This is a genomic window from Amycolatopsis sp. NPDC005003 (genome assembly GCF_053600695.1).
The window spans coordinates 1-20,206 of the sequence record NZ_JBSGAI010000012.1 but is presented as its reverse complement, the minus strand read 5'-3'; the positions used below and the strand labels follow the sequence as shown (position 1 = coordinate 20,206).

At 72.2% G+C, this 20,206-nt stretch carries 21 protein-coding genes; 11 read left to right on the top strand and 10 right to left on the bottom strand.

What is annotated here, in order from left to right; genetic code table 11:
* Positions 1-70: 70 nt before the first annotated feature.
* Positions 71-1,198 (top strand): MFS transporter, encoded by a 1,128-nt coding sequence (locus ACWED2_RS16030; protein WP_449691222.1) that lies wholly within the window; start codon positions 71-73, stop codon positions 1,196-1,198.
* On the opposite strand, the gene ligD is transcribed toward ACWED2_RS16030, so the two are convergent.
* Both ligD and ACWED2_RS16020 read right to left on the bottom strand, forming a co-directional pair.
* Complete coding sequence (ligD, locus tag ACWED2_RS16025; protein WP_449691221.1) at positions 1,199-2,203, bottom strand: non-homologous end-joining DNA ligase; 1,005 nt, start codon at positions 2,201-2,203, stop codon at positions 1,199-1,201.
* Positions 2,200-3,318: an ATP-dependent DNA ligase gene (locus ACWED2_RS16020; RefSeq protein ID WP_449691220.1), complete on the bottom strand. Its 1,119-nt coding sequence runs from the start codon at positions 3,316-3,318 to the stop codon at positions 2,200-2,202. Before ACWED2_RS16020 ends, ligD begins: the two co-directional genes overlap by 4 nt.
* 54 nt (positions 3,319-3,372) lie before the next feature.
* On the opposite strand from ACWED2_RS16020, the gene ACWED2_RS16015 reads away from it, so the two are divergent.
* Entirely contained in the window at positions 3,373-3,879 is a 507-nt protein-coding gene (locus ACWED2_RS16015; RefSeq protein ID WP_449691219.1) for a DinB family protein, read from the top strand.
* A gap of 36 nt (positions 3,880-3,915) precedes the next feature.
* Here ACWED2_RS16015 and ACWED2_RS16010 read toward each other — a convergent pair whose 3' ends face one another.
* Positions 3,916-5,076, bottom strand: a complete 1,161-nt coding sequence (locus ACWED2_RS16010) for a DUF1015 family protein (RefSeq protein ID WP_449691218.1) — start codon at positions 5,074-5,076, stop codon at positions 3,916-3,918.
* Positions 5,077-5,197: 121 nt separating this feature from the next.
* Between ACWED2_RS16010 and ACWED2_RS16005 the strand changes: the two genes are divergently transcribed.
* Both ACWED2_RS16005 and ACWED2_RS16000 read left to right on the top strand, forming a co-directional pair.
* Positions 5,198-6,706, top strand: a complete 1,509-nt coding sequence (locus ACWED2_RS16005) for an MDR family MFS transporter (protein ID WP_449691412.1) — start codon at positions 5,198-5,200, stop codon at positions 6,704-6,706.
* A gap of 65 nt (positions 6,707-6,771) precedes the next feature.
* A complete protein-coding gene (locus ACWED2_RS16000; RefSeq protein WP_449691217.1) occupies positions 6,772-7,545 on the top strand; it encodes a hypothetical protein in 774 nt (257 codons plus the stop codon).
* Here the strand turns inward: ACWED2_RS16000 and ACWED2_RS15995 are convergent.
* Positions 7,542-8,423 (bottom strand): TIGR03854 family LLM class F420-dependent oxidoreductase, encoded by an 882-nt coding sequence (locus ACWED2_RS15995; RefSeq protein ID WP_449691216.1) that lies wholly within the window; start codon positions 8,421-8,423, stop codon positions 7,542-7,544. The two genes, ACWED2_RS16000 and ACWED2_RS15995, sit on opposite strands and share 4 nt — an antisense overlap.
* A 53-nt stretch (positions 8,424-8,476) precedes the next feature.
* Positions 8,477-8,914, bottom strand: a complete 438-nt coding sequence (locus tag ACWED2_RS15990) for a MarR family winged helix-turn-helix transcriptional regulator (RefSeq protein ID WP_449691215.1) — start codon at positions 8,912-8,914, stop codon at positions 8,477-8,479.
* A 77-nt stretch (positions 8,915-8,991) separates the two neighbouring features.
* Here ACWED2_RS15990 and ACWED2_RS15985 point away from each other — a divergent pair, with 77 nt between their 5' ends.
* Together ACWED2_RS15985 and ACWED2_RS15980 are read left to right on the top strand one after the other, a co-directional pair.
* Entirely contained in the window at positions 8,992-9,369 is a 378-nt protein-coding gene (locus tag ACWED2_RS15985) for a DUF5313 domain-containing protein (protein WP_449691411.1), read from the top strand.
* A gap of 21 nt (positions 9,370-9,390) precedes the next feature.
* Positions 9,391-10,326 carry an RluA family pseudouridine synthase gene (locus ACWED2_RS15980; protein WP_449691214.1) on the top strand — a complete coding sequence of 312 codons (936 nt, stop codon included), beginning with the start codon at positions 9,391-9,393 and terminating at the stop codon, positions 10,324-10,326.
* Between the two features lie 19 nt (positions 10,327-10,345).
* Here the strand turns inward: ACWED2_RS15980 and ACWED2_RS15975 are convergent, their stop codons facing one another.
* A complete protein-coding gene (locus ACWED2_RS15975) occupies positions 10,346-10,924 on the bottom strand; it encodes a hypothetical protein (RefSeq protein WP_449691410.1) in 579 nt (192 codons plus the stop codon).
* Between the two features lie 241 nt (positions 10,925-11,165).
* On the opposite strand from ACWED2_RS15975, the gene ACWED2_RS15970 reads away from it, so the two are divergent.
* The 3 genes from ACWED2_RS15970 (at position 11,166) to ACWED2_RS15960 (ending at position 13,412) form a co-directional block, all read left to right on the top strand.
* Positions 11,166-11,741: a dihydrofolate reductase family protein gene (locus ACWED2_RS15970; RefSeq protein ID WP_449691213.1), complete on the top strand. Its 576-nt coding sequence runs from the start codon at positions 11,166-11,168 to the stop codon at positions 11,739-11,741.
* A 66-nt stretch (positions 11,742-11,807) separates the two neighbouring features.
* On the top strand, positions 11,808-12,434 hold the full coding sequence (locus ACWED2_RS15965; RefSeq protein ID WP_449691212.1) for an alpha-ketoglutarate-dependent dioxygenase AlkB: 627 nt from the start codon (positions 11,808-11,810) through the stop codon (positions 12,432-12,434).
* Between the two features lie 21 nt (positions 12,435-12,455).
* Positions 12,456-13,412: a DUF1152 domain-containing protein gene (locus ACWED2_RS15960; RefSeq protein WP_449691211.1), complete on the top strand. Its 957-nt coding sequence runs from the start codon at positions 12,456-12,458 to the stop codon at positions 13,410-13,412.
* Between the two features lie 4 nt (positions 13,413-13,416).
* On the opposite strand, the gene ACWED2_RS15955 is transcribed toward ACWED2_RS15960, so the two are convergent.
* Genes ACWED2_RS15955 through ACWED2_RS15940 form a run of 4 tightly spaced genes read right to left on the bottom strand, consistent with a single transcriptional unit; the run spans position 13,417 to position 17,665 of the window.
* Positions 13,417-14,694 carry a cytochrome P450 gene (locus ACWED2_RS15955; protein WP_449691210.1) on the bottom strand — a complete coding sequence of 426 codons (1,278 nt, stop codon included), beginning with the start codon at positions 14,692-14,694 and terminating at the stop codon, positions 13,417-13,419.
* A gap of 53 nt (positions 14,695-14,747) precedes the next feature.
* Entirely contained in the window at positions 14,748-15,392 is a 645-nt protein-coding gene (locus ACWED2_RS15950; RefSeq protein ID WP_449691209.1) for a class I SAM-dependent DNA methyltransferase, read from the bottom strand.
* 11 nt (positions 15,393-15,403) lie between these two features.
* A complete protein-coding gene (locus ACWED2_RS15945; RefSeq protein ID WP_449691208.1) occupies positions 15,404-16,000 on the bottom strand; it encodes a hypothetical protein in 597 nt (198 codons plus the stop codon).
* Positions 16,001-16,009: 9 nt separating this feature from the next.
* Positions 16,010-17,665 carry a peptide-N4-asparagine amidase gene (locus ACWED2_RS15940; protein WP_449691207.1) on the bottom strand — a complete coding sequence of 552 codons (1,656 nt, stop codon included), beginning with the start codon at positions 17,663-17,665 and terminating at the stop codon, positions 16,010-16,012.
* A gap of 130 nt (positions 17,666-17,795) precedes the next feature.
* Between ACWED2_RS15940 and ACWED2_RS15935 the strand changes: the two genes are divergently transcribed.
* Entirely contained in the window at positions 17,796-18,791 is a 996-nt protein-coding gene (locus ACWED2_RS15935; protein ID WP_449691206.1) for a LacI family DNA-binding transcriptional regulator, read from the top strand.
* Positions 18,792-18,854: 63 nt separating this feature from the next.
* Positions 18,855-20,063, top strand: coding sequence for an MFS transporter (locus tag ACWED2_RS15930; protein ID WP_449691205.1), 1,209 nt, complete (start codon positions 18,855-18,857; stop codon positions 20,061-20,063).
* Positions 20,064-20,206 lie beyond the last annotated feature (143 nt).

The window sequence follows — 20,206 nt, the reverse complement described above, 5'->3', positions numbered from 1 at the left end:
TATGTGCACTCACCTGCGGTGATCCTACCATCGCTTGACACCAGACAGACCTGTCTGTTCGCTGGGGTCGATGGCGACCGGAACGAAGACGGACACCTGGTGGGCCACGGCCACGGTCGGCGCGGTCGTGATCGCCCTCTGCTACGGGTTCGCGCGCTACGCCTACGGGCCGTTCGTCCCGCGGTTCAGCGAGACGTTCGGGCTGACGACGGTCGGCGTCGGCGTCCTCGGTGGCCTCTCCACCGCGGGGTACGGCCTCGGGCTGCTGCTCGCGCCGAGAACGTCGGCGCGGTCGGCCCGGGGCACCGTGCTGCTGGCGGCGGCCTCGGCGACGGCCGGACTCGCGCTCATGGCCCTGGCACCGCACGTCGCGGTGTTCGGCGCCGGGATCGTCGTCGCGGGCGCCGGCGCGGGGCTCGTCTCGCCGGGCGTCGCGCAGCTGATCGGCGAGACGGTCGGGGCGGGCGCCCGCGACCGGGCGCAGACCTGGGCCAACACCGGGACCGGTCTGGGGCTGGCCGCGTCGGCGTTCACCCCGTTGCTCGCCTTCGGCTGGCCGGTGATCTGGTCGGTGTTCGCCGCGCTCGGCGTGGCGGTGCTGTTCCTCGCGTGGCGGACCCTGCCACGGTCGCCGGGCACCCCCGCGGCCGCCGGTCCCGCCCGCGGGATGGTCCCGCTCGTGGTGAACTCCGTGCTCATCGGCGTGACCAGTGCGCCGTACTGGACGTTTTCCACTTCCCGGCTCGCCGAAGCCGGGCTGAGCCCGGTGGCCGCGACCTGGTGCTGGGCCACGATCGGCGCGGCCGGCCTGCTCGGCGGCGTCGCGGGCCGGGCGGCCGGACGCGCGGGCCTGCGGACGGTCAACCTGGCGATCTGGACCCTGGCGGCCGCGGGCATCGCACTTCTCGCCCTGCCGCACCCGGGGGTCCCCGTCGCCCTGCTTTCCGGCGCGCTGTTCGGCGTCACCTACATGGCGCTGACCGGGCTGTGCATCCTGTGGGCCGCCCACCTGTTTCCCGAACGGCCCGCCCGGGGCATCACCTGGTCGTTCGCCGGGCTCGGCGTCGGCCAGACCGTCGGCTCACCTCTGGCCGGCGCGCTGGCCGCCGGCGTCGGGTCCGCGGCGGTGTTCGGGCTGACCGCCCTGGTCGCGCTCACCGGGTGGAGCCAGCTCCACCCGCGCCTCGGCCCACCCTGATCACGCCTTCTTCGCGCGGCTCGGCGCCACCCGCGGCGGCTCGTTGGGCATCTTCGGGTACACCGGGGGCCACGGCGCGTCCATCAGCCCGGCCGCCATGTCGCGTTCGGACAGCTCCAGCAGCGGCTCGATCGACTGCGGCCGCTCCCCCGCGCCGGCCCACGGATCGCCGCGCTCGGCCACCCGGGCGGGCACCGTGCTGAGTGTCAGCGCGTCGGGCTCGACGGTGTCCAGCTCGGCCCAGCCGATCGGCGTGGACACCTGGCCGCCGACGCGCGGGCGCACGCACCAGGTGCCGAACACCGTCTTGTGCGGGGCGTTCTGGTTGAAGTCGACGAACACCCGGGTGCCGCGTTCTTCCTTCCACCACTGCGCGGTGATCTTCTCCGGGTGCCGCCGTTCGAGCGCCCGCGCCAGCGCGACCGCGGCGGCCCGCACCTGGAAGCTGTCCCAGCGCGGCTCGAGCAGCACGTACAGGTGCAGCCCGCGCGAACCCGACGTCTTCAGGTGGCCTTCGATCCCGTGCTCGGCCAGGAACTCACGGGTCAGCACCGCGGCTTCGCGCAGCTCGTCGAAGCCGATGCCGGGCGACGGATCGAGGTCGACGCGCAGCTCGTCGGTGACCTCGGGCGTGTCGGCGCGGTAGGGCCAGACGTGGAAGCCGAGGCAGCCGAGGTTCACCGCCCAGAGGATGTGGGCCAGGTCCTTGGCCACCAGAGCGTCGCTCGTCGTGCCGTTCGGCGTCGAGACGACGGTGGTGGTCAGCCACGGCGGCGCGCCCTTCGGGACGCGCTTCTGGAACCAGTTCTTGCCGCCGGCGCCGTCCGGGTAGCGCTCCAGCAGCAGCGGGCGCCCGCCGAGCCGGGCCAGCAGCGGCCCGGAAATCGCCCGGTAGTACTCGACGAGGTCGAGCTTCGTCTCGCCGCGCTCCGGGAAGTAGACCTTGTCCGGGCTGCTGATCTTGACCTCGACGCCGTCGACGTCCAGCAGGACCGCCGCGCTCATCGCGCCTCCCCGAACAGCTTCGCGAGCTCGGCGGGCGGTGCCTCGTCGAGCTGGGCGTACGTGCAGGACTCCGGCGTGCGGTCGGGGCGGAAGCGGACCAGCCGCCCGCCGTGCCGGAACCGGCCGCCCTGCAGGTGCTCGTAGCGGACCTCGGCCACCCATTCCGGCCGCAGCGGCTCCCACGAGAGGTCCTTCTGCGGCGCCCACCGGCTGTTCGCGCCCGGTTGCCGGCCGGGCTCGGGCTCGTATTCCGCCGACGTGCTCTTCCCCGCGGAGGCGGCATTGGACACTGCCCAGGACCGCCACGGGTGGTTTTCGAGCGCGTTCTCGCGCAGCGGCGCGAGCTCCTCCACCAGCTCGGCCCGCCGGGCCTTGGTGAAGCTGCTGGCCACGCCGACGTGGTGCAGCACGCCCTCGTCGTCGAACAACCCGAGCAGCAGCGAACCGACGCCGACGCCGTCCTTGTGCCAGCGGAACCCGGTGACCACGCAGTCGGCCGTGCGCTCGTGCTTGACCTTCAGCATGACGCGCTTGTCCTGCTCGTACGGCAGGTCGCCGGGTTTGGCCATGACGCCGTCGAAGCCCGCGCCCTCGAACCGGGTGAACCAGTCTTCGGCCTGCGCCGGGTCTTCGCTCAGCGGGGTCAGGTGGACCCGCTGCAGCCCTTCGGCGCCGGTGGAGAGCACGCTTTCCAGCTGCTTGCGCCGCTCGCGGAACGGCTCGCCGGTGAGGTCGGTGTCGCCGAGGGCGAGCAGGTCGAAAGCGATGAAGCTGGCCGGTGTCTCCTCGGCCAGCTTGCGCACCCGCGAGGCCGCCGGGTGCAGCCGCAGCTGGAGCACCTCGAAATCGAGCCCCTGCGGCGTGACCAGCACGATCTCGCCGTCCACGACGCACCGGGGCGGCAGCGCGGCGGCCAGCAGCTCCACCAGCTCCGGGAAGTAGCGGGTCAGCGGGCGGTCGTTGCGGGAGCCGAGCTCGATCTCGTCGCCGTCGCGGAACACGACGCAGCGGAAGCCGTCCCACTTCGGCTCGTACAGCAGCCCCGGGGCACGAGGCACCTCGTGCACCGCTTTCGCGAGCATCGGCCGCACCGGCGGCATGACGGGCAAGTCCACCGCGCGAGCTTAAAACACGAGTACGACATTTCCGGGCGTGATACACACTCCTTCGTGACCACTGAACGTCCCGAACCACCCCTCACCGGGGGCGAGCGCGAAATGCTGCGCACCTTCCTCGACTTCCACCGCGCCACCCTCGCGATGAAGTGCGACGGACTGTCCGACGAGGACCTCCGCCGGGCCTCGAGCCCGCCGTCCACCCTCTCGCTGCTCGGCCTGGTCCGGCACATGGCCGAGGTCGAGCGCACGTGGTTCCGGCGGGTGATCAACGCCGAGGACGTCCCGTTGGTGTGGTCGGACGAGAACGACTTCCAGGCCGCTTACGACGCGAGTTCGTCGACGCGGTCGGAAGCCTTCGCGGCGTGGCAGGCCGAGGTCGAGCAGGCACGCAAGATCGAAGAGGCGGCCGAGTCGCTCGACGTCACGGGCCACCAGGCGCGCTGGGGCGAGGACGTCTCGCTCCGGCTGGTGATGCTGCACATGATCCACGAGTACGCCCGGCACAACGGCCACGCGGACTTCCTGCGCGAGGCGATCGACGGCGTCACGGGGGCGTAGCGGACCTGCTCGGGTCCTGCACTGGTGGGGCGCCCGTTAAAGCTGCGCCAGCAGGAGCCCGCTGCGCGGCTTCGGCGTGAAGTAGGTGGCCTTGCGCGGCATCCGGCGGCCGGCCGCGTGCACGGCCAGGACGTCCGCGAAGCTCACCGGCGCCAGCAGCACCACCGCGTCCGCGTCCGGCGGCAGCGGGCGCCCCGCCGGGAGCGGGCGGACGCACGGCCCGTCCGGGTCGACACCGAGCGCCGTCGCGAACAGCACCTGCTCGACGAGCTCGTGGTCGATCACCGGCCAGGGCCCGTCCGAGGCCGGCAGCGGGACCCGCAGCACGGCCGCGCCGGCGCGCACCACGACCTCGCCGGCGGCCGGCACGGCGTGCTCGTCGTAGCGGACGTCCAGGCCGGCCGCGCACCAGCGGGTCACCAGGTCCTCCGGGCCGAGCCCGGTGCCGGTGAGCACGCGGTGGATCGCGCCGATCCGCAGCGCGGGTCCCGCGGTGACCAGCGCGAGCAGGGCGCCGTGGCCGGCCGTCGCCGCGGCGGCCACGCGGTGGTTGCCGTCGGCCACCAGCAGGTCCGTGCCGGCGACCGCGGCCAGCAGGCGGCTCTGCAGCGGTCCTTCGGGCACCACCCACAGGTCGTGCCGCCGCCCGGCCGCGTCCGAAGTGGACAGATCGGGCAGGCCGAGGCCGGCGCAGGCCTGCTCGACCAGCTCGGTCAGCTCCGGGCCGCCGGCGGCCGGGACGAGCATCGCCGCGCTCGTCGCGCAGCCCAGGCCGGCGAGCACCGCGGCCCGTTCGGCGACGACGTCGGGGTAGACGTCCTCGGTGTGGCGGACGCGCGCGGCGCCCTCGTCGGTCACCGCCGCCGGGTCGACCAGGCAGAGCAGGCCGAGCGCCACGCCGTCCGGCCCTTCCACGCGGTAGGGCGCGATGACGTCGCGCACCGGCCGGTAGAACCGCTTGCGGAGCCGTTCGAGCACGGCGCGGGCGATCGGGACGGCGGCCGTCAGGTCCAGGCCGCGGGCCAGGGCCGCGGGCGTGCGGGCGGGGTGCTGCACGGCCAGCAGGCTGTCCGCGCCACCGGGCGCGGCCAGCGCGGCGATCACCCGCTCGGGCTCGGCGAATTCGTCGACGTCGGGGCCGGGGACCGCGTTGCGGACCACCCAGCCCCGCCCGATCGGCCGGATCCAGTCGCTCATCCTGACCATCTTGCGCCACGGGCGTCCGGAAATTCGCTGGGGCCGGTACCGCCGGGATGGAATGCTTAGGACTGCAAAGCAGTTGACTCCGGTCATGACCGTTCCGAGGAGCACCCCGCCGATGACGACGTCCGCCGCCACCACGGGGGTCGGTTTCCGGTCCGAACGCGGCCCCGTGCTGATCGCGGTCATGCTCAGCACGGCGCTGGTCGCGCTGGACAGCACGATCATCGCGACCGCCGTCCCGTCGGTGGTGCGCGACCTCGGCGGGTTCGCGCAGTTCCCGTGGCTGTTCTCGATCTACCTGCTCACCCAGGCCGTGACGGTGCCGCTGTACGGCAAGTTCGCCGACGTCCTCGGCCGGCGGCCGGTGATGTTCTTCGGGATCGCGGCGTTCCTGGTCGGTTCGGTGCTGTGCGGCGCCGCGTGGAGCATGCCGGTGCTGATCGCCGCCCGCGCGGTCCAGGGCATCGGCGCCGGCGCGATCCAGCCGATGTCGATGACGGTGATCGGCGACCTGTACACGGTGGAGGAACGCGCCAGGGTGCAGGGCTACGTGGCCAGCGTCTGGGGGGTCGCTTCGGTGGTCGGCCCGACGCTCGGCGGCCTGTTCGCCGAGTACCTGGACTGGCGGTGGATCTTCTTCATCAACCTGCCGCTGGGCGCGCTCGCCGCGCTGATGCTGCACCGCAACTTCGCCGAGCGCGTGGAGCGCAAGCCGCACCAGGTCGACTACCTGGGCGCGGCGCTGCTCACCATCGGCTGTTCGCTGGTGATCCTGGGCCTGCTCGAAGGCGGCGTCGCGTGGGCGTGGGGGTCGCTGCCGAGTGTGGCGATCTTCGTGGCGGGCGCGGTGTTGCTGGTGGCGTTCGTGCTGGTGGAGAAGCGCGCGGCGGAGCCGGTGCTGCCGCTGTGGGTGTTCACCCGCCGGGTACTGGTGGGCGGCAACCTGGTGGCGCTGGTGGTCGGCGCGGTCCTGATGGGACTGACGTCGTACCTGCCGACGTACGCGCAGGGGGTGCTCGGCGCGGGCGCGCTGGTGGCCGGGTTCGCGGTGGCGGCGTTGACGGTCGGCTGGCCGATTTCGGCGTCCCTGGCGGGCAAGATCTACCTGCGCATCGGCTTCCGCGACACGGCGCTGATCGGCAGCGTGTTCATCATCGCGGGCGGCGTGCTGGTGGCCCTGCTCGGCGCGGGGTCGTCCCTGTGGGCGGCGGCGTTCGCGGCGTTCGTCCTCGGGATCGGCCTGGGCCTGGCGGCGAGCCCGACGCTGGTGGCGATCCAGTCGGTGGTGGGCTGGGACCGCCGCGGCGTGGTGACGGCGACGAACCTGTTCAGCCGCTCGCTGGGCAGCGCCGTGGGGGCGGCGGTGTTCGGGGCGATCGCGAACGCGACTTTGGCGTCCCGGTTCGCTTCGCCGCCGCCGGGAGTGGGCCCGCTGCCGCCGTCGGTGGACGCGACCAGCCTGGTACTGGGCGGCGGGCATGCCGACTCCGCGGCGGCGGTGTTCGTGCGCGGGGCTCTGGCCGATGCGACGCACTACGTGTTCTTGGGGTTGTTGGCCGTGGCCGTTCTGTCGGTGGGAGCGCTGTTGCTGATGCCGCGGAAGACCGAACAACTGGAGTTCTAGACCCATCCCCGTGAAGCACGCCCGTCCGTCAGAATCAGGGGTACCGGCAACAGGAAGGCCTGCCCTTGTCCGTCGACGAACTCCCGCCCTACCGGGCCCTGCTGGTGGTCGACACCAAGGGGTTCGGCAGCAACCCCGACGTCACCCAAGCGATGGTCTCCGCCGCCATTCCCGACGTTCTTTCCCAAGCGTTCGCCCGCGCCGGGCTGCGGGAAGTCTGGGAGACCGCGCTGTTCCCGCACGGCACCGGTGACGGCTACGGCCTCGGCTTCGACCCGCGGTTCCTGCCCGCCGTGGTCAGCCGGTTCTTCGACGAGCTCCAAGCCGTGCTCGCCGAGCGGGACGCGCGGCCGCGGTCGGTCCGGCTGCGGATGCGGGCCGGCCTGAACGTCGGGCCGATGCTCGAACCGGCGCCGGGTACGTCCTCCGCCGCCGCGATCGGCCGTGCCGTGATCACCACGCACCGGCTGCTCGACGCCGCCCCGGTGCGTGCGGTGCTGGAGCGCTCGGACCCCGACCAGACGTTCCTCGCGGTGGCGCTCTCCCAGCGGGTGTTCGAAGACGTGCTGGCCGGCGAGTACGCGAGCCTGCCCACCACCAAGGTCGTCCCGGTGGACGTCTCGATCAAGGAGTACCGCGGCACGGTCTACCTCTACATCCCGAACCCGAGCGGGGACCTGCTGCGGCACGGCGCCGGGGACGGCTACGAGGAGGACCTGGCCGCGGCCAAGGCGGCGATCGAGCCGGCACCGGGCAGCACGACGAACACGATCACCGGAACGGTGCGCGGGACCGCGTTCCAGATCGGCCAGGTGCACGGCAACCTGAACCACGGCTAGTTCTGCAGCGGCCCCAGTTCCGCCAGGAACTTTTCCAGGAAGCCGTCGAAATCGCCGTGCACGGGCCGGATCACGAACTTCGACAGGCCGGCTTCGATGTGCTGCTCCACCAGCCGCCGGGCGTCCGGCCAGCTCGTCGCCACCAGGTCCGTCACGGGGACACCGGGGTTGCGGCGGGCCGCCGCCGCGGCGAGCTGCTCCGGGATCCCCCGGTCGGCGACGGCGAGGCTGAGCCCGAAGTGGTCCTCCTCGATCTCGCGCCCCGCCTCCGCCGCGGCCCGCTGGATCGCGATCCGGGCGTCGCGAGCCTGCGACGGCGTCCGGAAACTGCCCAGCCAGCCGTCCGCGAGACGGCCGGTCCGGCGCAGGGCCGCCGGGGCCGATCCGCCCAGCCAGACGTCGAGGCGTTTCCGCGGGCGCGGGCCCAGGTGGACACCGTCGACCTGGAAGAACTCGCCGTCGAAGGAGACGTCGTCCTCCTCCAGCAGCCGGCGCAGCAGCACGAGCGACTCGTCGAACACCGCGGCGCGGCGGCCGGCGGGCACCGGGAACAGGCCGGTTTCGGCCGCGCGGGCCGGCCGGAGGCCGAACACCGGCAGGACCCGCTTCGGCGCGAGCCCGGCCAGCGTGAGCAGCTGCTTGGCGACCAGGACCGGGTGCCGGCCCGGCAGGATCGCGACGCCGGTGCCGACCTTCAGCTTCGACGTCCGCGCCAGCGCGTGCGCCATGCCGATCATCGGGTCGACTTCGGGCGAGTGGACCAGCTCGGACAGCCACAGCGAGTCGACGCCGGCGTCCTCCAGCCGCGCCGCCAGCCCGGCGAACTCCGCCGGCCCGGTCCCGGCCGCGGGCGCGACGCCCAGCCTGATCTTCAGCAAGGTTCCTCCCGGAAGGCTCTCCGTGAGCAACGCGCCGGGCGGCCGGGAATTCCTCAGGCGGTCGCGTCGATGACCCGGGTCAGCACGCCGTGCAGGGCTTCCAGCTCGGCGACGTCCATCCCGAGCGTCTCGACCACCTTGTACGGGATCTTCTCGGCCTCCGCCCGCAGCGCCCGGCCCGCGGCGGTCAGCTCGACCATCAGCAGGCGTTCGTCCGCGCGGCTGCGGGTGCGCGTCACGTACCCCAGTGCCTCCAGGCGCTTGAGCAGCGGCGACAGCGTCGCGGGCTCGTGGCGCAGGGCCGCGCCGAGATCCTTCACCGAGCGCGGCGACCGCTCCCACAGCGCGAGCATCACCAGGTACTGCGGGTGGGTCAGGCCGTACGGCTCGAGCAGCGGCCGGTAGATCGCGATCACGCTGCGCGAAGCCACCGACAGCGCGAAGCACACCTGCCGGTCGAGCTTCAGGGGGTCCTCACCCAGGTCGATCATGGTCCGATCCTACTGTACGTCCTAATGATTAGCGCACTAAGTATTAGTGTACTATCGACCCCATGGAACGACCGAACGTGCTCCGCTGGTCCGGGTACGCCGTGGGCGTACGGCTCCCCGAGCGCTACAACGACTGGGCGTTGCACGACGCGACGTCGAAGCACTGGCGCGGGCGGTACGTGCTCCAGCGGTCGGTCGGCATCCTGCCGCTGTGCGCCGTGTGGCTGCTGCTGCCCGGCTCGATCTGGCTGCGGCTTTCCCTGGTCCTGATGGCCGCCCTGGTCGCCTACTTCTACTCGTGCGCCTACATGGAAGAGAGCGTCGAGCACCGGCTCGGCCGGCAGGGCTTCCCGCACGGCACCGGGCGCCGCATCCGGGCCGAGGCCGCCGAAGCGAAGAACGCCGAGGTGACCGCCCGCTACCTCGCGCGCTACCGGACGCCGTCGGAGGGCTAGCCACGGTTACAGTCGGGGGCGATGAGACGCAAGCTCCGCCCGCCGATCCCGCCCCGCCACGGGCTGGACCCCGCCCGGCTGAAACTGCCCGACGGCGAGTGGCCGACCCTGCTGGCCCACCTCGTCGACCGGCTGCCGCGGGTCACCCCCGATCGCATCGAGCAGATGCTCCGCGAGGAGCGGATCCACGGCACGGACGGCCCGCTCGGCGTCGACACGCCGTACGCGCCCGGCTCGTTCATCTGGTTCCACCGCGACCTGCCCGACGAGGTGCCGGTGCCGTTCGCGATCGACGTCGTCCACCGCGACGAGCACCTGCTGGTCGTCGACAAACCGCACTTCCTGGCCACCATCCCGCGCGGGCAGCACATCCTGGAGACGGCGCTCGTGCGGCTGCGCCGCGACCTCGACCTGCCGCACCTGTCCCCCGCGCACCGCCTGGACCGCGTTACGGCGGGACTGGTGATGTTCGTGATCACCCCCGAGCTGCGCGGCCGCTACCAGACGCTGTTCCGCGACCGCCGGGTGCACAAGGAGTACGAGGCGATCGCCCCGTACGACCCGGCGCTGGCCCTGCCGAGGACCGTCCGCAGCCGGATCGTCAAGGACCGCGGGGTGCTGGCCGCCCAAGAGGTGCCGGGCGAGCCGAACGCCGAAACCTACGTCGAGCTGCTCGAACACCGTGACGGCCGGGGCCGCTACCGGCTGGTCCCCTCGACCGGCCGGACCCACCAGCTGCGCGTGCACCTGAGCGGCCTCGGCGTCCCGATCCTCGGCGACGACTTCTACCCGCGGCTGCGCGAAAAACCGCTGGGCGACTTCACGAAACCGCTGCAGCTGCTGGCCAAGGTGCTCGACTTCGACGACCCGCTGACCGGCGCCCACCGCCGGTTCACCAGCCGGCGGCGGCTGGCGGCCTGGGACGACCCCGAGGCCTGGGCGGCGCCCCCGGCGTGAACCGGGGACGCCGCGGGCTTCACTTGTGCCAGAACCTGATCCCGCTCCACTCCACCGTGATCGGCCCCTTGCCGCTCGCGGTGCGGTAGCTGCCGAACTTGTCGTAGTAGCTGCCACCCGGGCTCGAAACCGAGTCCTTCTGCGAGCCGTTGATGTACACCTTGTGCGTGCTGCCGACCTGGTTGATCGTGTTCACCCGGACGCTCGTGCCTACGGTCGCCCCGGTGGCGATCGTCTCGCCGCCGTGCACGGCGTAGAGCCGGCCGCCCTTCTCCACCGCCAGCAGGAAGAACGGCCCGGCATTGGAGCCGTCCCGGAACGTCTGCTTCAGGCTGATCCGGCTGCCGCCCATGCTGGTGATCTTGAACGATCCCTCGAACTGGTGGGTGCCGCCGGTGTAGGTGGTGTAGCGGCGTTCCGCGCGCTGGTCGCCGCTGCCGGTCGAGCAGGTGAGCTTGAACGTCAGCCCGGAGATGTCACCGCAGCCCCGCTCCTGCTCCGAGTAGCCCGGCGAATCCGAGACCCATGGACCCGTCCCGACCTGGGCGTCCGCCGTCGGGGTGAACACCGCGAGCCCCAGCGCCGTCGCCGCGAGCACGCCCGCACCGCGAAGTCTGTGCACCGTCAACCTCCTGTGTCACTCGAGGCGGCGGTCACCGACAACAGGTCCAGACCTTTGTTCGGCGTAGGTGTGACTGTACGAGCCCGGACCACGACGGGCAAGACCTTCCCTTTCCGCCGCGAGGTGTGTCGGAAGTTTTCGACCAGGCCGGTGTCGAATCCGGCTTTCCCCGTTCGACAGACTTGCAGATACCGGATCGACCACCGAGGAGCACCACATGCGCACCCTGATCTCCAGCTCGTTCGTCTCGCTCGACGGCGTTGTCGAAGCCCCCGGCGGCGAGCCGGGCTACCGCAACGCGGGCTGGACGTTCAAGGACGTCGAGTTCGACCCGGCCGCCTACGCGATCAAGGGCAGCGAGCAGGAGGAAGCCACGGCACTCCTGATGGGCCGGGTCAGCTACGAGGCGTTCGCGCCGGTCTGGCCGGGCATGACCGTGGAGTTCGCCGGGTACAACGCGATGCCGAAGTACGTCGTGTCGACCACCCTCACCGAGGCGGACCTGGTCGACAACTGGGGCGAGACCACGATCCTGCGTTCGCTGGACGAGGTCGCGGCCTTCAAGGAGACCGAAGGCGGCCCGATCATCGTCGCCGGCAGCGCCACCCTCAACCGCGCCCTGGCCGACGCGGGCCTCATCGACCGCTACCACCTGCTGGTCTTCCCCGTCCTGCTCGGCGCCGGCAAGCGGCTGTTCAGCGAGACCGACAAGGACAAGCAGAACCTGAAGCTCGTCGAGAGCGAGGCCTACGGCAACGGGGTGCAGAAGCTGGTCTACGACGTCACCCACTGACCGGCGCCGGGTCCGGCCGATGTTTCACGTAGAACATCTGTTCGAACATCGTGTACGGTCGGACCCATGACGACCCCGGCCCTGCAGGCATCGCTGTTCGGCGAATCCGGCCCTGTCACCCTGCGCGCCCTGGCACCGCGCCGGACCGAGCTCGGCTCCGGCGCGTGGGTCGACGTGCAGCCGGGCTGGCTCGCCGGCGCCGACGAGATGTTCGCCGACCTCGCCACCGGCGTCCCGTGGCAGGCCGAGCGGCGGAAGATGTACGACCGCTTCGTCGACGTCCCGCGGCTGCTGTGCTTCTACCGGGAAGAGGCGCCCCTCCCCCACCCCGTGCTCGCGGAGGCCCGCGCCGCGCTGAGCGAGCACTACGCCGGCGAACTCGGCGAGCCGTTCCGCACGGCGGGCCTGTGCTACTACCGCGACGGACGCGACAGCGTGGCCTGGCACGGCGACACGATCGGCCGCGGCAGCACCGAGGACACGATGGTCGCGATCCTCTCGGTGGGCACGGCCCGCCAGCTGGCCCTGCGCCCCCGCGGCGGCGGCGAGTCCCACCGGTACGCCCTCGGCCACGGCGACCTGATCGTCATGGGCGGCTCGTGCCAGCGGACGTGGGAGCACGCGGTACCGAAGACGACCCGGGCGGCCGGGCCGCGGATCAGCATCCAGTTCCGGCCCCGCGGCGTCCGCTGAAACCCGCCCTACGATGGCGGCGTGTTCTCCCTCGCCGAACCGCCGCTGTTCACGCGGCTGCGGCCCGCCCGCCGGGTCCTGATCGCCGGCGCGGGCGGCGGGTTCGACGTCTACGCCGGCCTCCCGCTCGCCTTCGCCCTGCGCGCCCAGGGCAAGGAAGTCCACTTCGCGAACCTGGCCTTCAGCGACCTGAACCGGCTCGAGCTGGACGACTGGATCGCGCCGGACGTCGCGCGGGTGCGGCCCGGCAGCGCGGGCGACGACACCTACTTCCCCGAACGGACCCTCGCCGCGTGGCTCGCCACGCAGGGGTGGCCGCCGGTCGTGCACGCCTTTCCGCGCGTCGGAGCCCGGCCGCTGCGAGCCGCCTACGAAGCCCTCGTCGCGCAGCTCGCGGTCGACGCGGTGGTGCTCGTCGACGGCGGCACGGACATCCTGCTGCGCGGGGACGAGTCCGGGCTCGGCACCCCCGAAGAGGACATGGCGAGCCTCACCGCGGTGGCCGCGCTCGAGGGCGTCGACCGCGTCGTCGTCAGCCTCGGCTTCGGCATCGACGCCTTCCACGGCGTCTGCCACGCGCACGTGCTGGAGAACCTCGCCGCCCTCGACCGGGCCGGCGGGTACCTGGGCGCGCTGTCGATCCCGTCGGCGTCCCCGGAAGCGGCCGCCTACCTGGACGCCGTCGCGCACGCGAACCGCGCGACGCCGAGCCGGCCGAGCATCGTCCAGGGGCAGATCGCCGCCGCGTTGCGGGGCGAGTTCGGGAACGTGCACGGCACCACCCGCACCGCGGGCAGCGAGCTGTTCGTGAACCCGCTGATGGGCGTCTACTTCGCCGTGGACCCGGTGACCCTGGCCGCCGGGGTCGGCTACCTGGCGCAGCTCGCGACCACGAACACCGCCGCCGAAGTCGCGATGGTCATCGAGGCGCACCGGGACCGCGTCACGCGCCGCCCGTGGCGGCACATCCCGCACTGACCCGTCAGTCCACCAGCACCGGCAGCTCGTCCAGACCGTACACAATGGACACCTTGCGGAACGACAGCCGCTCCTCCGGCACCGCCAGCCGCAGGTTCGGGAAGCGGCTGATCAGCGCCGGGTACGCGGTGCGCAGCTCCATCCGGGCCAGCTCCGCGCCGATGCAGCGGTGGATGCCGTAGCTGAACGCCAGGTGCGACGTCGGCTCGCGGGTCGCGTCGAACGTCTCCATGTCCGGGCCCAGCTTCGGGTCGCGGTCGGCCGCCGACAGCGACACCAGCACGATGTCGCCCTCGGCGATCCGCACGCCGCCGATCTCCATGTCCTCCTTGGCGAACCGGGGGAACGCCATCTGCACCACGGTCAGGTAGCGCAGCAGTTCCTCGACGAAGCGGTGCACCGACTCGTCGTCGCCGCGGACGGCGTCCATCGCCTTCTCGTCGCGCAGCAGCACCAGCGCGCCGAGCGCCAGCATGCTCGCCGTGGTCTCCAGGCCGCCGGTGAGCACGCCGTCGGCCAGGCCGGCCAGCTCGCGGTCGTCGATCTCGTCGCCGTGTTCCTTGATCAGCATGCCGAGCAGGCCGTCGCCGGGTTGTTCGCGCTGCTTCTTGACGATGTCGAGCAGGTAGGTCAGCGACTCCGACATCGCGCCGAGCGAGGCGCCCGCACCGCCGAAGAGGTCGAAGCGGGCGGTGCTCAGCCGCTGGAAGTCCTCGCGGTCCTCATAGGACACGCCGAGCAGCTCGCAGATGGTCAGCGACGGGATCGGCAGCGCGAACGCCTGCCACAGGTCGACCGGGCCGTCGGCCGCGGCCATCGCGTCGAGCTGCTCGGCGACGATCTCGTCGATGCGCGGGGCCAGCCGGCTCAGCCGTCGCATGGTGAACTCCGGCGTGAGCAGCTTCCGCAGCCGCGTGTGCACCGGCGGGTCCGCGAAGCCGAGGCCGCCCGGGTTCTGGTCGGCGGTCACCCCGGCGTTGCCGACGAGGTTGCCGAAGTCGCTGGAGAACCCGGTCGCCTTGCCGAGCACGGCCTTCGCCTCGTCGTAGCCCGTGACGAGCCAGGCGTTCATCCCGAACGGCAGGTCGAGCTTGCCGATCGGCGCCTCGCTCCGCCGCGCGGCCATCGCGGGCACCGGGTCGAGGCCCTCCCGCTTCAACGGCAGCAGCGCCGAATCGGGCAGGATGGCCGACATCTTTTCGAGGTCGAAGCCCTTTTTCGACTGCCGGGCGAGGTAGCGCCGGCCGACCCAGCCCATTACCCGTGAGCGGAGACTCCCCATGGAACCGACAGTACCGTACTAGCCCGATCGGGTGACGAGAAGCGAGACGGGGTTCACCCCGGCCTGCGGGCCAGCAGCGACGCCTGGGGCGTCTTCTCGTACCGGCCGTCCGGCTCGCGGACCAGCCGCGCTTCCACGACGAGCCCGGCGGCGGCGCACAGCTCGGCCACGAAGTCCGGCGGGAACCGGTACGCGTCGAAGGAGACGTCGTGGCCGTAGCCGTGCGTGATGCGACGGCGCTCGTCGCCGACCTGGAACCCGGTCAGCAGCCGCCCGCCCGGCGCCAGCACCCGCGCCAGCTCCGCCACCACCGCCGGCAGCTCCTCCGGCGGCGTGTGGATCAGCGAGTACCACGCCACCGCCCCCGCCAGGCCACCGTCTTCCAGGTCGAGGGCGGCCATCGACCCGACCTCGAACCGCAGCCCCGGATGCGCCCGGCGGGCCGCGCCGACCATGCCGGGCGAGAGGTCGACGCCGAACACGTCCAGCCCGAGCGAGGCCAGGTACCCGGTCAACCGGCCCGGGCCGCAGCCGAGATCACCGACCGGCCCGCTCCTCCCGACCAGCTCGGCGAACGTGCCCAGCATCGCCCGGTCCCACGGGCTCTCGTCGAGGAGGCCCCGCAGCTCCTCGGCGTAGGAGTCGGCGACGGTGTCGTAGGCGGTCCGCGTCTCGGTCACGAAGGCGGGTTCGGTCACGAGCCGGGACCCTATCGGTCCGCATCGGCCGGCCCCGGACGCTCCGCCGGAGTGTCCACGCCGAGTTCCGCGCGGACTTCGGCGAGGAACGCGTCCCTGGCGCGCTCGGCCTCGCGCAGGGCCACCTCCCGGGAGCGGACGTCCATGCCGGTGGAGGAGCTGACGGTGATCCGCGCGCCGACCGCGGCCTGCATCAGATCGTCGGCCGTCGTGCGGATGCGCGGCGAGGCGAGGATGTCGACGGCCGCGTGGAAGGACGCGGCGGCGTGCGCGTGCTCGCCCATGAGCTTCATGGACTCGCCGGGCGTTTCGCCACGCGCCACTGCCTCCATGCACTTGAGCAGAGCGCTCAGGTACTCACCGGTCTCCTTGAGCAGACCGGCGTAAGCGTCCTTGCGCTCCTGCGCCCAGTGCAGCGCGATCGCGTGGGCCCGGTCGGCGGCCAGCCGTTCGCTCTCCCGCCGGTGCCGCAGCTCCTCCCGCGCCGCCTCGCGCTCCCACCGCCGGTCTTCCCGGCGGCTGTTGATCAGCTGGCCGGTGACGACCCCGAGCAAGCCGATGATCCCCACGACGATCGGCACCCAGACCGAGACCTGACCGGAAGGCATGCCGGAAGACTAGTGCGGCGGCAGCTCCCGGTTCCCGGTGATCAGCCCGTGCTCGCTGGCGACGTGGTGGAAGTACGGCCGGCCCAGGTCGTCCGCGCCGGTGAAGAGCGTCTTCGACCGGCCGTCGGCCTCGGTGTTCACGCCGTTCGTGCGGGCCAGCACGCCCGACGACGCCAGCCACTCCCGCGACGCGCTCACCGGCCGCCAGTTCCGGCCGTCGCCGGTGAAGTCGCCGAGGATCTTCGTCATGTCCACCGAACCCGAGATGCGCAGGTTCTGGTCGTCGGTGATGTTGGCCGTCGCGTCGGTGGTCAGCGGGTAGGACCACGTGTGCCTCGCCGCGTGGACCCGGCCGTCCACTGTGGACGTCGACGTCTGCTGCCCGGAATCCGCCTGCACGACGTGCTGGGTGAAGCCGTCGCCGGTGACGTCGTCGCTGTTGCGGTAGTCGCGGGTGCGCTCGACCCGCGTGTAGACGCGGCCCGCGGAGGTGTCGACGTAGCCCGCCGTCACGTCGTCGCGTTTGGCCGTGACCGTGACGTTCACGCCGCCGGGGATGTCCTTCACCGTCGTCCGGCGGTCCGGTGCGGCCGCGACGTCGTGCCGGGTGAGGGCGCCGGACGTCTGCGCGGCGTTTTTGTCGGTGTAGAGCAGTAGCGTCGGGACGACGGTGAATTCGCCGCCGATGTCCGGGAAGGAGAAGGAGAGGTCATGGGTACCGCCGTCGACGAGACGCCCCGCGAAGGGCGTCACGTCGTAGGTCTCGGCGTGCAGGCTGAAGGTGTCGATCGCGACGATCGGCCGCCACAGCTGGGGCACGATCCCGCCGGAGTAGATGTGCGGGAAGGTGAACGCGCTCCCGGCGGGGGTGCTGTCGATGGCGAAGTTCGCTTCGCGGTACGGGCCCTTCCCGCAGAGGCCGGCCGCCGGGTACTTCGCGGCCACGTCGTCGGGGACGTCGTCGAACCACTGCTCGTCGCAGGCGTGGCCCTCGAGCGTGACCTCGATGTAGGCGCGGGTGATGTTGCGCGGCAGGTCCTTCGCGGTGAAGTGCACGGTGGGCGCGCCGGGTGTCGCGTCGGCGTGGCCGAACCCGGCGACGTGGCCGGGCGTCTCGGGCGCGGGGTGCCTGCGGTCCGCCTGGTAGTAGGTGAGCGTCACGGTCTGGGCGTAGACACCGGTGTAGATCGGCGAGTTGTAGTTCTCGATGCCGCCGTGGAAGGGCTGCGGCGTGCGCAGCAGCGCGCTGTAGGGCGTGAGGTCCTTGTCGAAGTGGTAGGTGATCGCGCGTTTGCCTTCCCCGCTGGGCTCCTCGGTCGTGCCCCACCAGACTTCGGTGCCGCCGATCTTCAGGTCGCCGATCCGGTCGTACTGGCGCCCGCTCACGGTGACGGTCTGGTCCATGACGACCTTCGCCCACGGCCCGGGGCAGGCCTTGGGCGGCGCGAGGGTGCCTTCGTAGTACTGCGGGCTGCCGTCGGCGGCGTTGGAGCGGAAGCCGTCGGCGAGCGTGACGCTGCAGTGCGGCGTGTCCGGCCGGGTGACCCCGGGCGCGATGGCGACGGGATTGTCCGTATCGCCTTCGACGACCGGCGAGGCCGAGGCGACCGACCCGGACAGCACCCACGTCAGCACCAGTGAAAGGACGATCGTGAAGATCCGCACCCGCACTCCTCCCGGCGACCCGCCCACCCGGCTCGGAGCCTAGCGGCGCGATCATCCGACCAACGTCGGTAATCGGCTTCTGAAACGTTTCAGATCATGATAGGCTCACGCCTCTCGGCGAGGGGGTGTGGTGGTCGGCATCAAGGACGTCGCGAAGCGCGCGGGCGTCTCGATCGGCACGGTGTCCAATGTGGTCAACCGGCCGCACGTGGTCGCGGCCGCGACGCGCAGCCGCGTGCTTTCGGTGATCGAGGAGCTCGGGTACGTCCGCGACGAGTCCGCGCGGCAGCTGCGGGCCGGGCGCAGCCGGGTCATCGGGCTGCTCGTGCTCGACCTCGGGAACCCGTTCTTCGTCGACGTCGCCCGCGGGGCCGAGCAGGCCGCGCACGCCGAGGGCCTCAACATCATCACCTGCAACAGCGGCCAGCGGTCCGAGCTGGAAGCGTCGTACCTGGCGATGTTCGCCGAGCAACGGGTCCGCGGCGTGCTGCTGAGCCCGGTCGCGACCTCCGGCGAAGCGCTGCGGACGTTCCGGCGCACCGGCACGCCGTACGTCTTCGTCGACCGCAAAGCCCCCGCGTCGGAGGCGAGTTCGGTGTCGGTCGACGACGTCGCCGGCGGCGCGCTCGGCGGGCGGCACCTGCTCGAGACCGGGCACCGGCGGATCGCCTTCGTCAACGGCCCCGCGATCCTGACCCAGTGCCGCGACCGCGAGCAGGGGCTGCGCAACGCGCTGACCGGCTCCGGCGCGGAACTGACGGTGCTGGAGGCGATCGGCCTCGACGTGCCCTCGGGCCGCGACGCCGGCGCACGCCTGCTCGGCGCGAGCCCCCGGCCGACGGCGGTGTTCTGCGCGAACGACCTGCTGGCGCTGGGCGTGCTGCAGGCGATGGTCGGCGCGGGCGTCCGGGTCCCGGACGAGATGGCGATCGTCGGCTACGACGACATCGAGTTCGCGGGCGCGGCGGCGGTCCCGCTGACGTCGGTCCGCCAGCCGGCCCGCCGCCTCGGCCGCACGGCCGCGGAACTGCTGCTGGCGGAGACGTCGGACACGAAACCGGAGCGGCAGGCGGTGGTGTTCACGCCGGAGCTGGTCGTCCGCGAGTCGACCCGGGTGCGCCGCTGACCTTTCCCCGCCCGGTCCGCTAAATCGGTTGGAATTCACCGATCGCTTCGGCAGGCTCGGGCCATGGCGTCCAGGTGGGTGCGGCTGCAGGCCGTCGCGGTGTCCGGTTCGTCCGCCGAAGGCCTGTTGCTGGCCGCCATCCCCCTGCTGGCGGTGTCGGTCACCACTGATCCGCGCGAAGTCTCGCTGATCAACGTCGTCGGGGAAGCGCCGTGGCTGCTGCTGTCCCTGTTCGCCGGGGTGCTCATCGACCGGGTGCGCCGGACCACGGTGCTGGCCTGGGCCTATGCCGTGCTGGCCGGGGCCGCCGTCGTGCTCGCCGCGGTCGCCTCCGCCGGCCTGCTCAGCCTGCCCGTGCTGGTGGTGGTCGCCTTCGTCATCACCTCGGCGCGGGTGCTCGGGGACGGCGCCAGCGGCGCGCTCGTCCCGGAGGTGGTGGGTCCCGGCCGGCTCGCCCACGCCAACGCGCGGCTCACCGTGATCGACCAGGGTGTCGTGCGGTTCGTCGTGCCGCCGGCGACCGGATTCCTGATCGCGGTGAGCGGCGGCGCGCCCGCCTGGCTGGCCGCGGGCTGCGCGCTCCTCGCCCTGGTGCTCGCCCGCCGGATTCCTTCGCAGTCCGTCGTGGCCGCGACGACGCACCCGCTGCGGGACCTCTCGGCCGGGCTGCGGCACCTGGTGCGGACACCGCTGCTGCGGTCGATCACGATCAACGTCGCCCTCGGCTCGTTCGCCGCGAGCGCCGGCAACGCGATGTTCGTGCTCTACGCGACGCAGGTCCTGCACGTCGGCCCGGTCGGCTACGGCCTGTTGCTCGCCTGTCTCGCCGTCGGCTGGGTCGCTTCGTCGTTCGTGGTGCAGAAGATCGTCGACCGGCTCGGCTACTCGTGGTCGATGCGGTTCGCGCAGAGCTTCGGCGCGGTGACGACACTGCTGATCGCCATCGTCCCGCCGTGGCCGCCGCTGGTGGGCGTCGTGCTGATCTCGCTGACGGCGACCGTGCTGATCTGGAACGTCTGCTCGCAGTCCAGCCGCCAGCGCTTCACGCCGGCGCCGCTGCTGGGCCGGGTGCTCACCAGCCACCGGGCGCTGGCCTGGGGCCTGACGCCACTGGGCGCCCTCGCCGGCGGCCTGGTCGCGGCACACTGGGGCCTGCGCGCGGTCTGGGTGATGGGCGCGGCCGTGCAGGGTGTCAGCGCGGTCCTCGTGTGGTTCCAGCTCTCCCCCGCCGCGTTCCGGCGGACCGAAGCGCTCACCGCCGCCCAAGCCTGAAGCCGGGTGGCGTGCCGGGTCGGGGCACCGGCACACCACCCGGACGTCCTAGGGCCTGTATCGAAGTTGTCTCCGGCAGGTTGAGCTGGAGTTGACTGTGCTGGGCGTGTCGTCGGCCGAAATGAGTGAGGTCTCCGGTAGTT

Bases quoted from the DNA above. Each gene is read 5' to 3' on its own strand.
- ACWED2_RS16030 (WP_449691222.1), top strand. From the start codon at position 71: ATGGCGACCGGAACGAAGACGGACACCTGGTGGGCCACGGCCACGGTC.
- ligD (WP_449691221.1), bottom strand. From the start codon at position 2,203: ATGAGCGCGGCGGTCCTGCTGGACGTCGACGGCGTCGAGGTCAAGATC.
- ACWED2_RS16010 (WP_449691218.1), bottom strand. From the start codon at position 5,076: ATGAGCGACTGGATCCGGCCGATCGGGCGGGGCTGGGTGGTCCGCAAC.
- ACWED2_RS16005 (WP_449691412.1), top strand. From the start codon at position 5,198: ATGACGACGTCCGCCGCCACCACGGGGGTCGGTTTCCGGTCCGAACGC.
- ACWED2_RS15990 (WP_449691215.1), bottom strand. From the start codon at position 8,914: ATGATCGACCTGGGTGAGGACCCCCTGAAGCTCGACCGGCAGGTGTGC.
- ACWED2_RS15980 (WP_449691214.1), top strand. From the start codon at position 9,391: ATGAGACGCAAGCTCCGCCCGCCGATCCCGCCCCGCCACGGGCTGGAC.
- ACWED2_RS15970 (WP_449691213.1), top strand. From the start codon at position 11,166: ATGCGCACCCTGATCTCCAGCTCGTTCGTCTCGCTCGACGGCGTTGTC.
- ACWED2_RS15965 (WP_449691212.1), top strand. From the start codon at position 11,808: ATGACGACCCCGGCCCTGCAGGCATCGCTGTTCGGCGAATCCGGCCCT.
- ACWED2_RS15955 (WP_449691210.1), bottom strand. From the start codon at position 14,694: ATGGGGAGTCTCCGCTCACGGGTAATGGGCTGGGTCGGCCGGCGCTAC.
- ACWED2_RS15945 (WP_449691208.1), bottom strand. From the start codon at position 16,000: ATGCCTTCCGGTCAGGTCTCGGTCTGGGTGCCGATCGTCGTGGGGATC.
- ACWED2_RS15930 (WP_449691205.1), top strand. From the start codon at position 18,855: ATGGCGTCCAGGTGGGTGCGGCTGCAGGCCGTCGCGGTGTCCGGTTCG.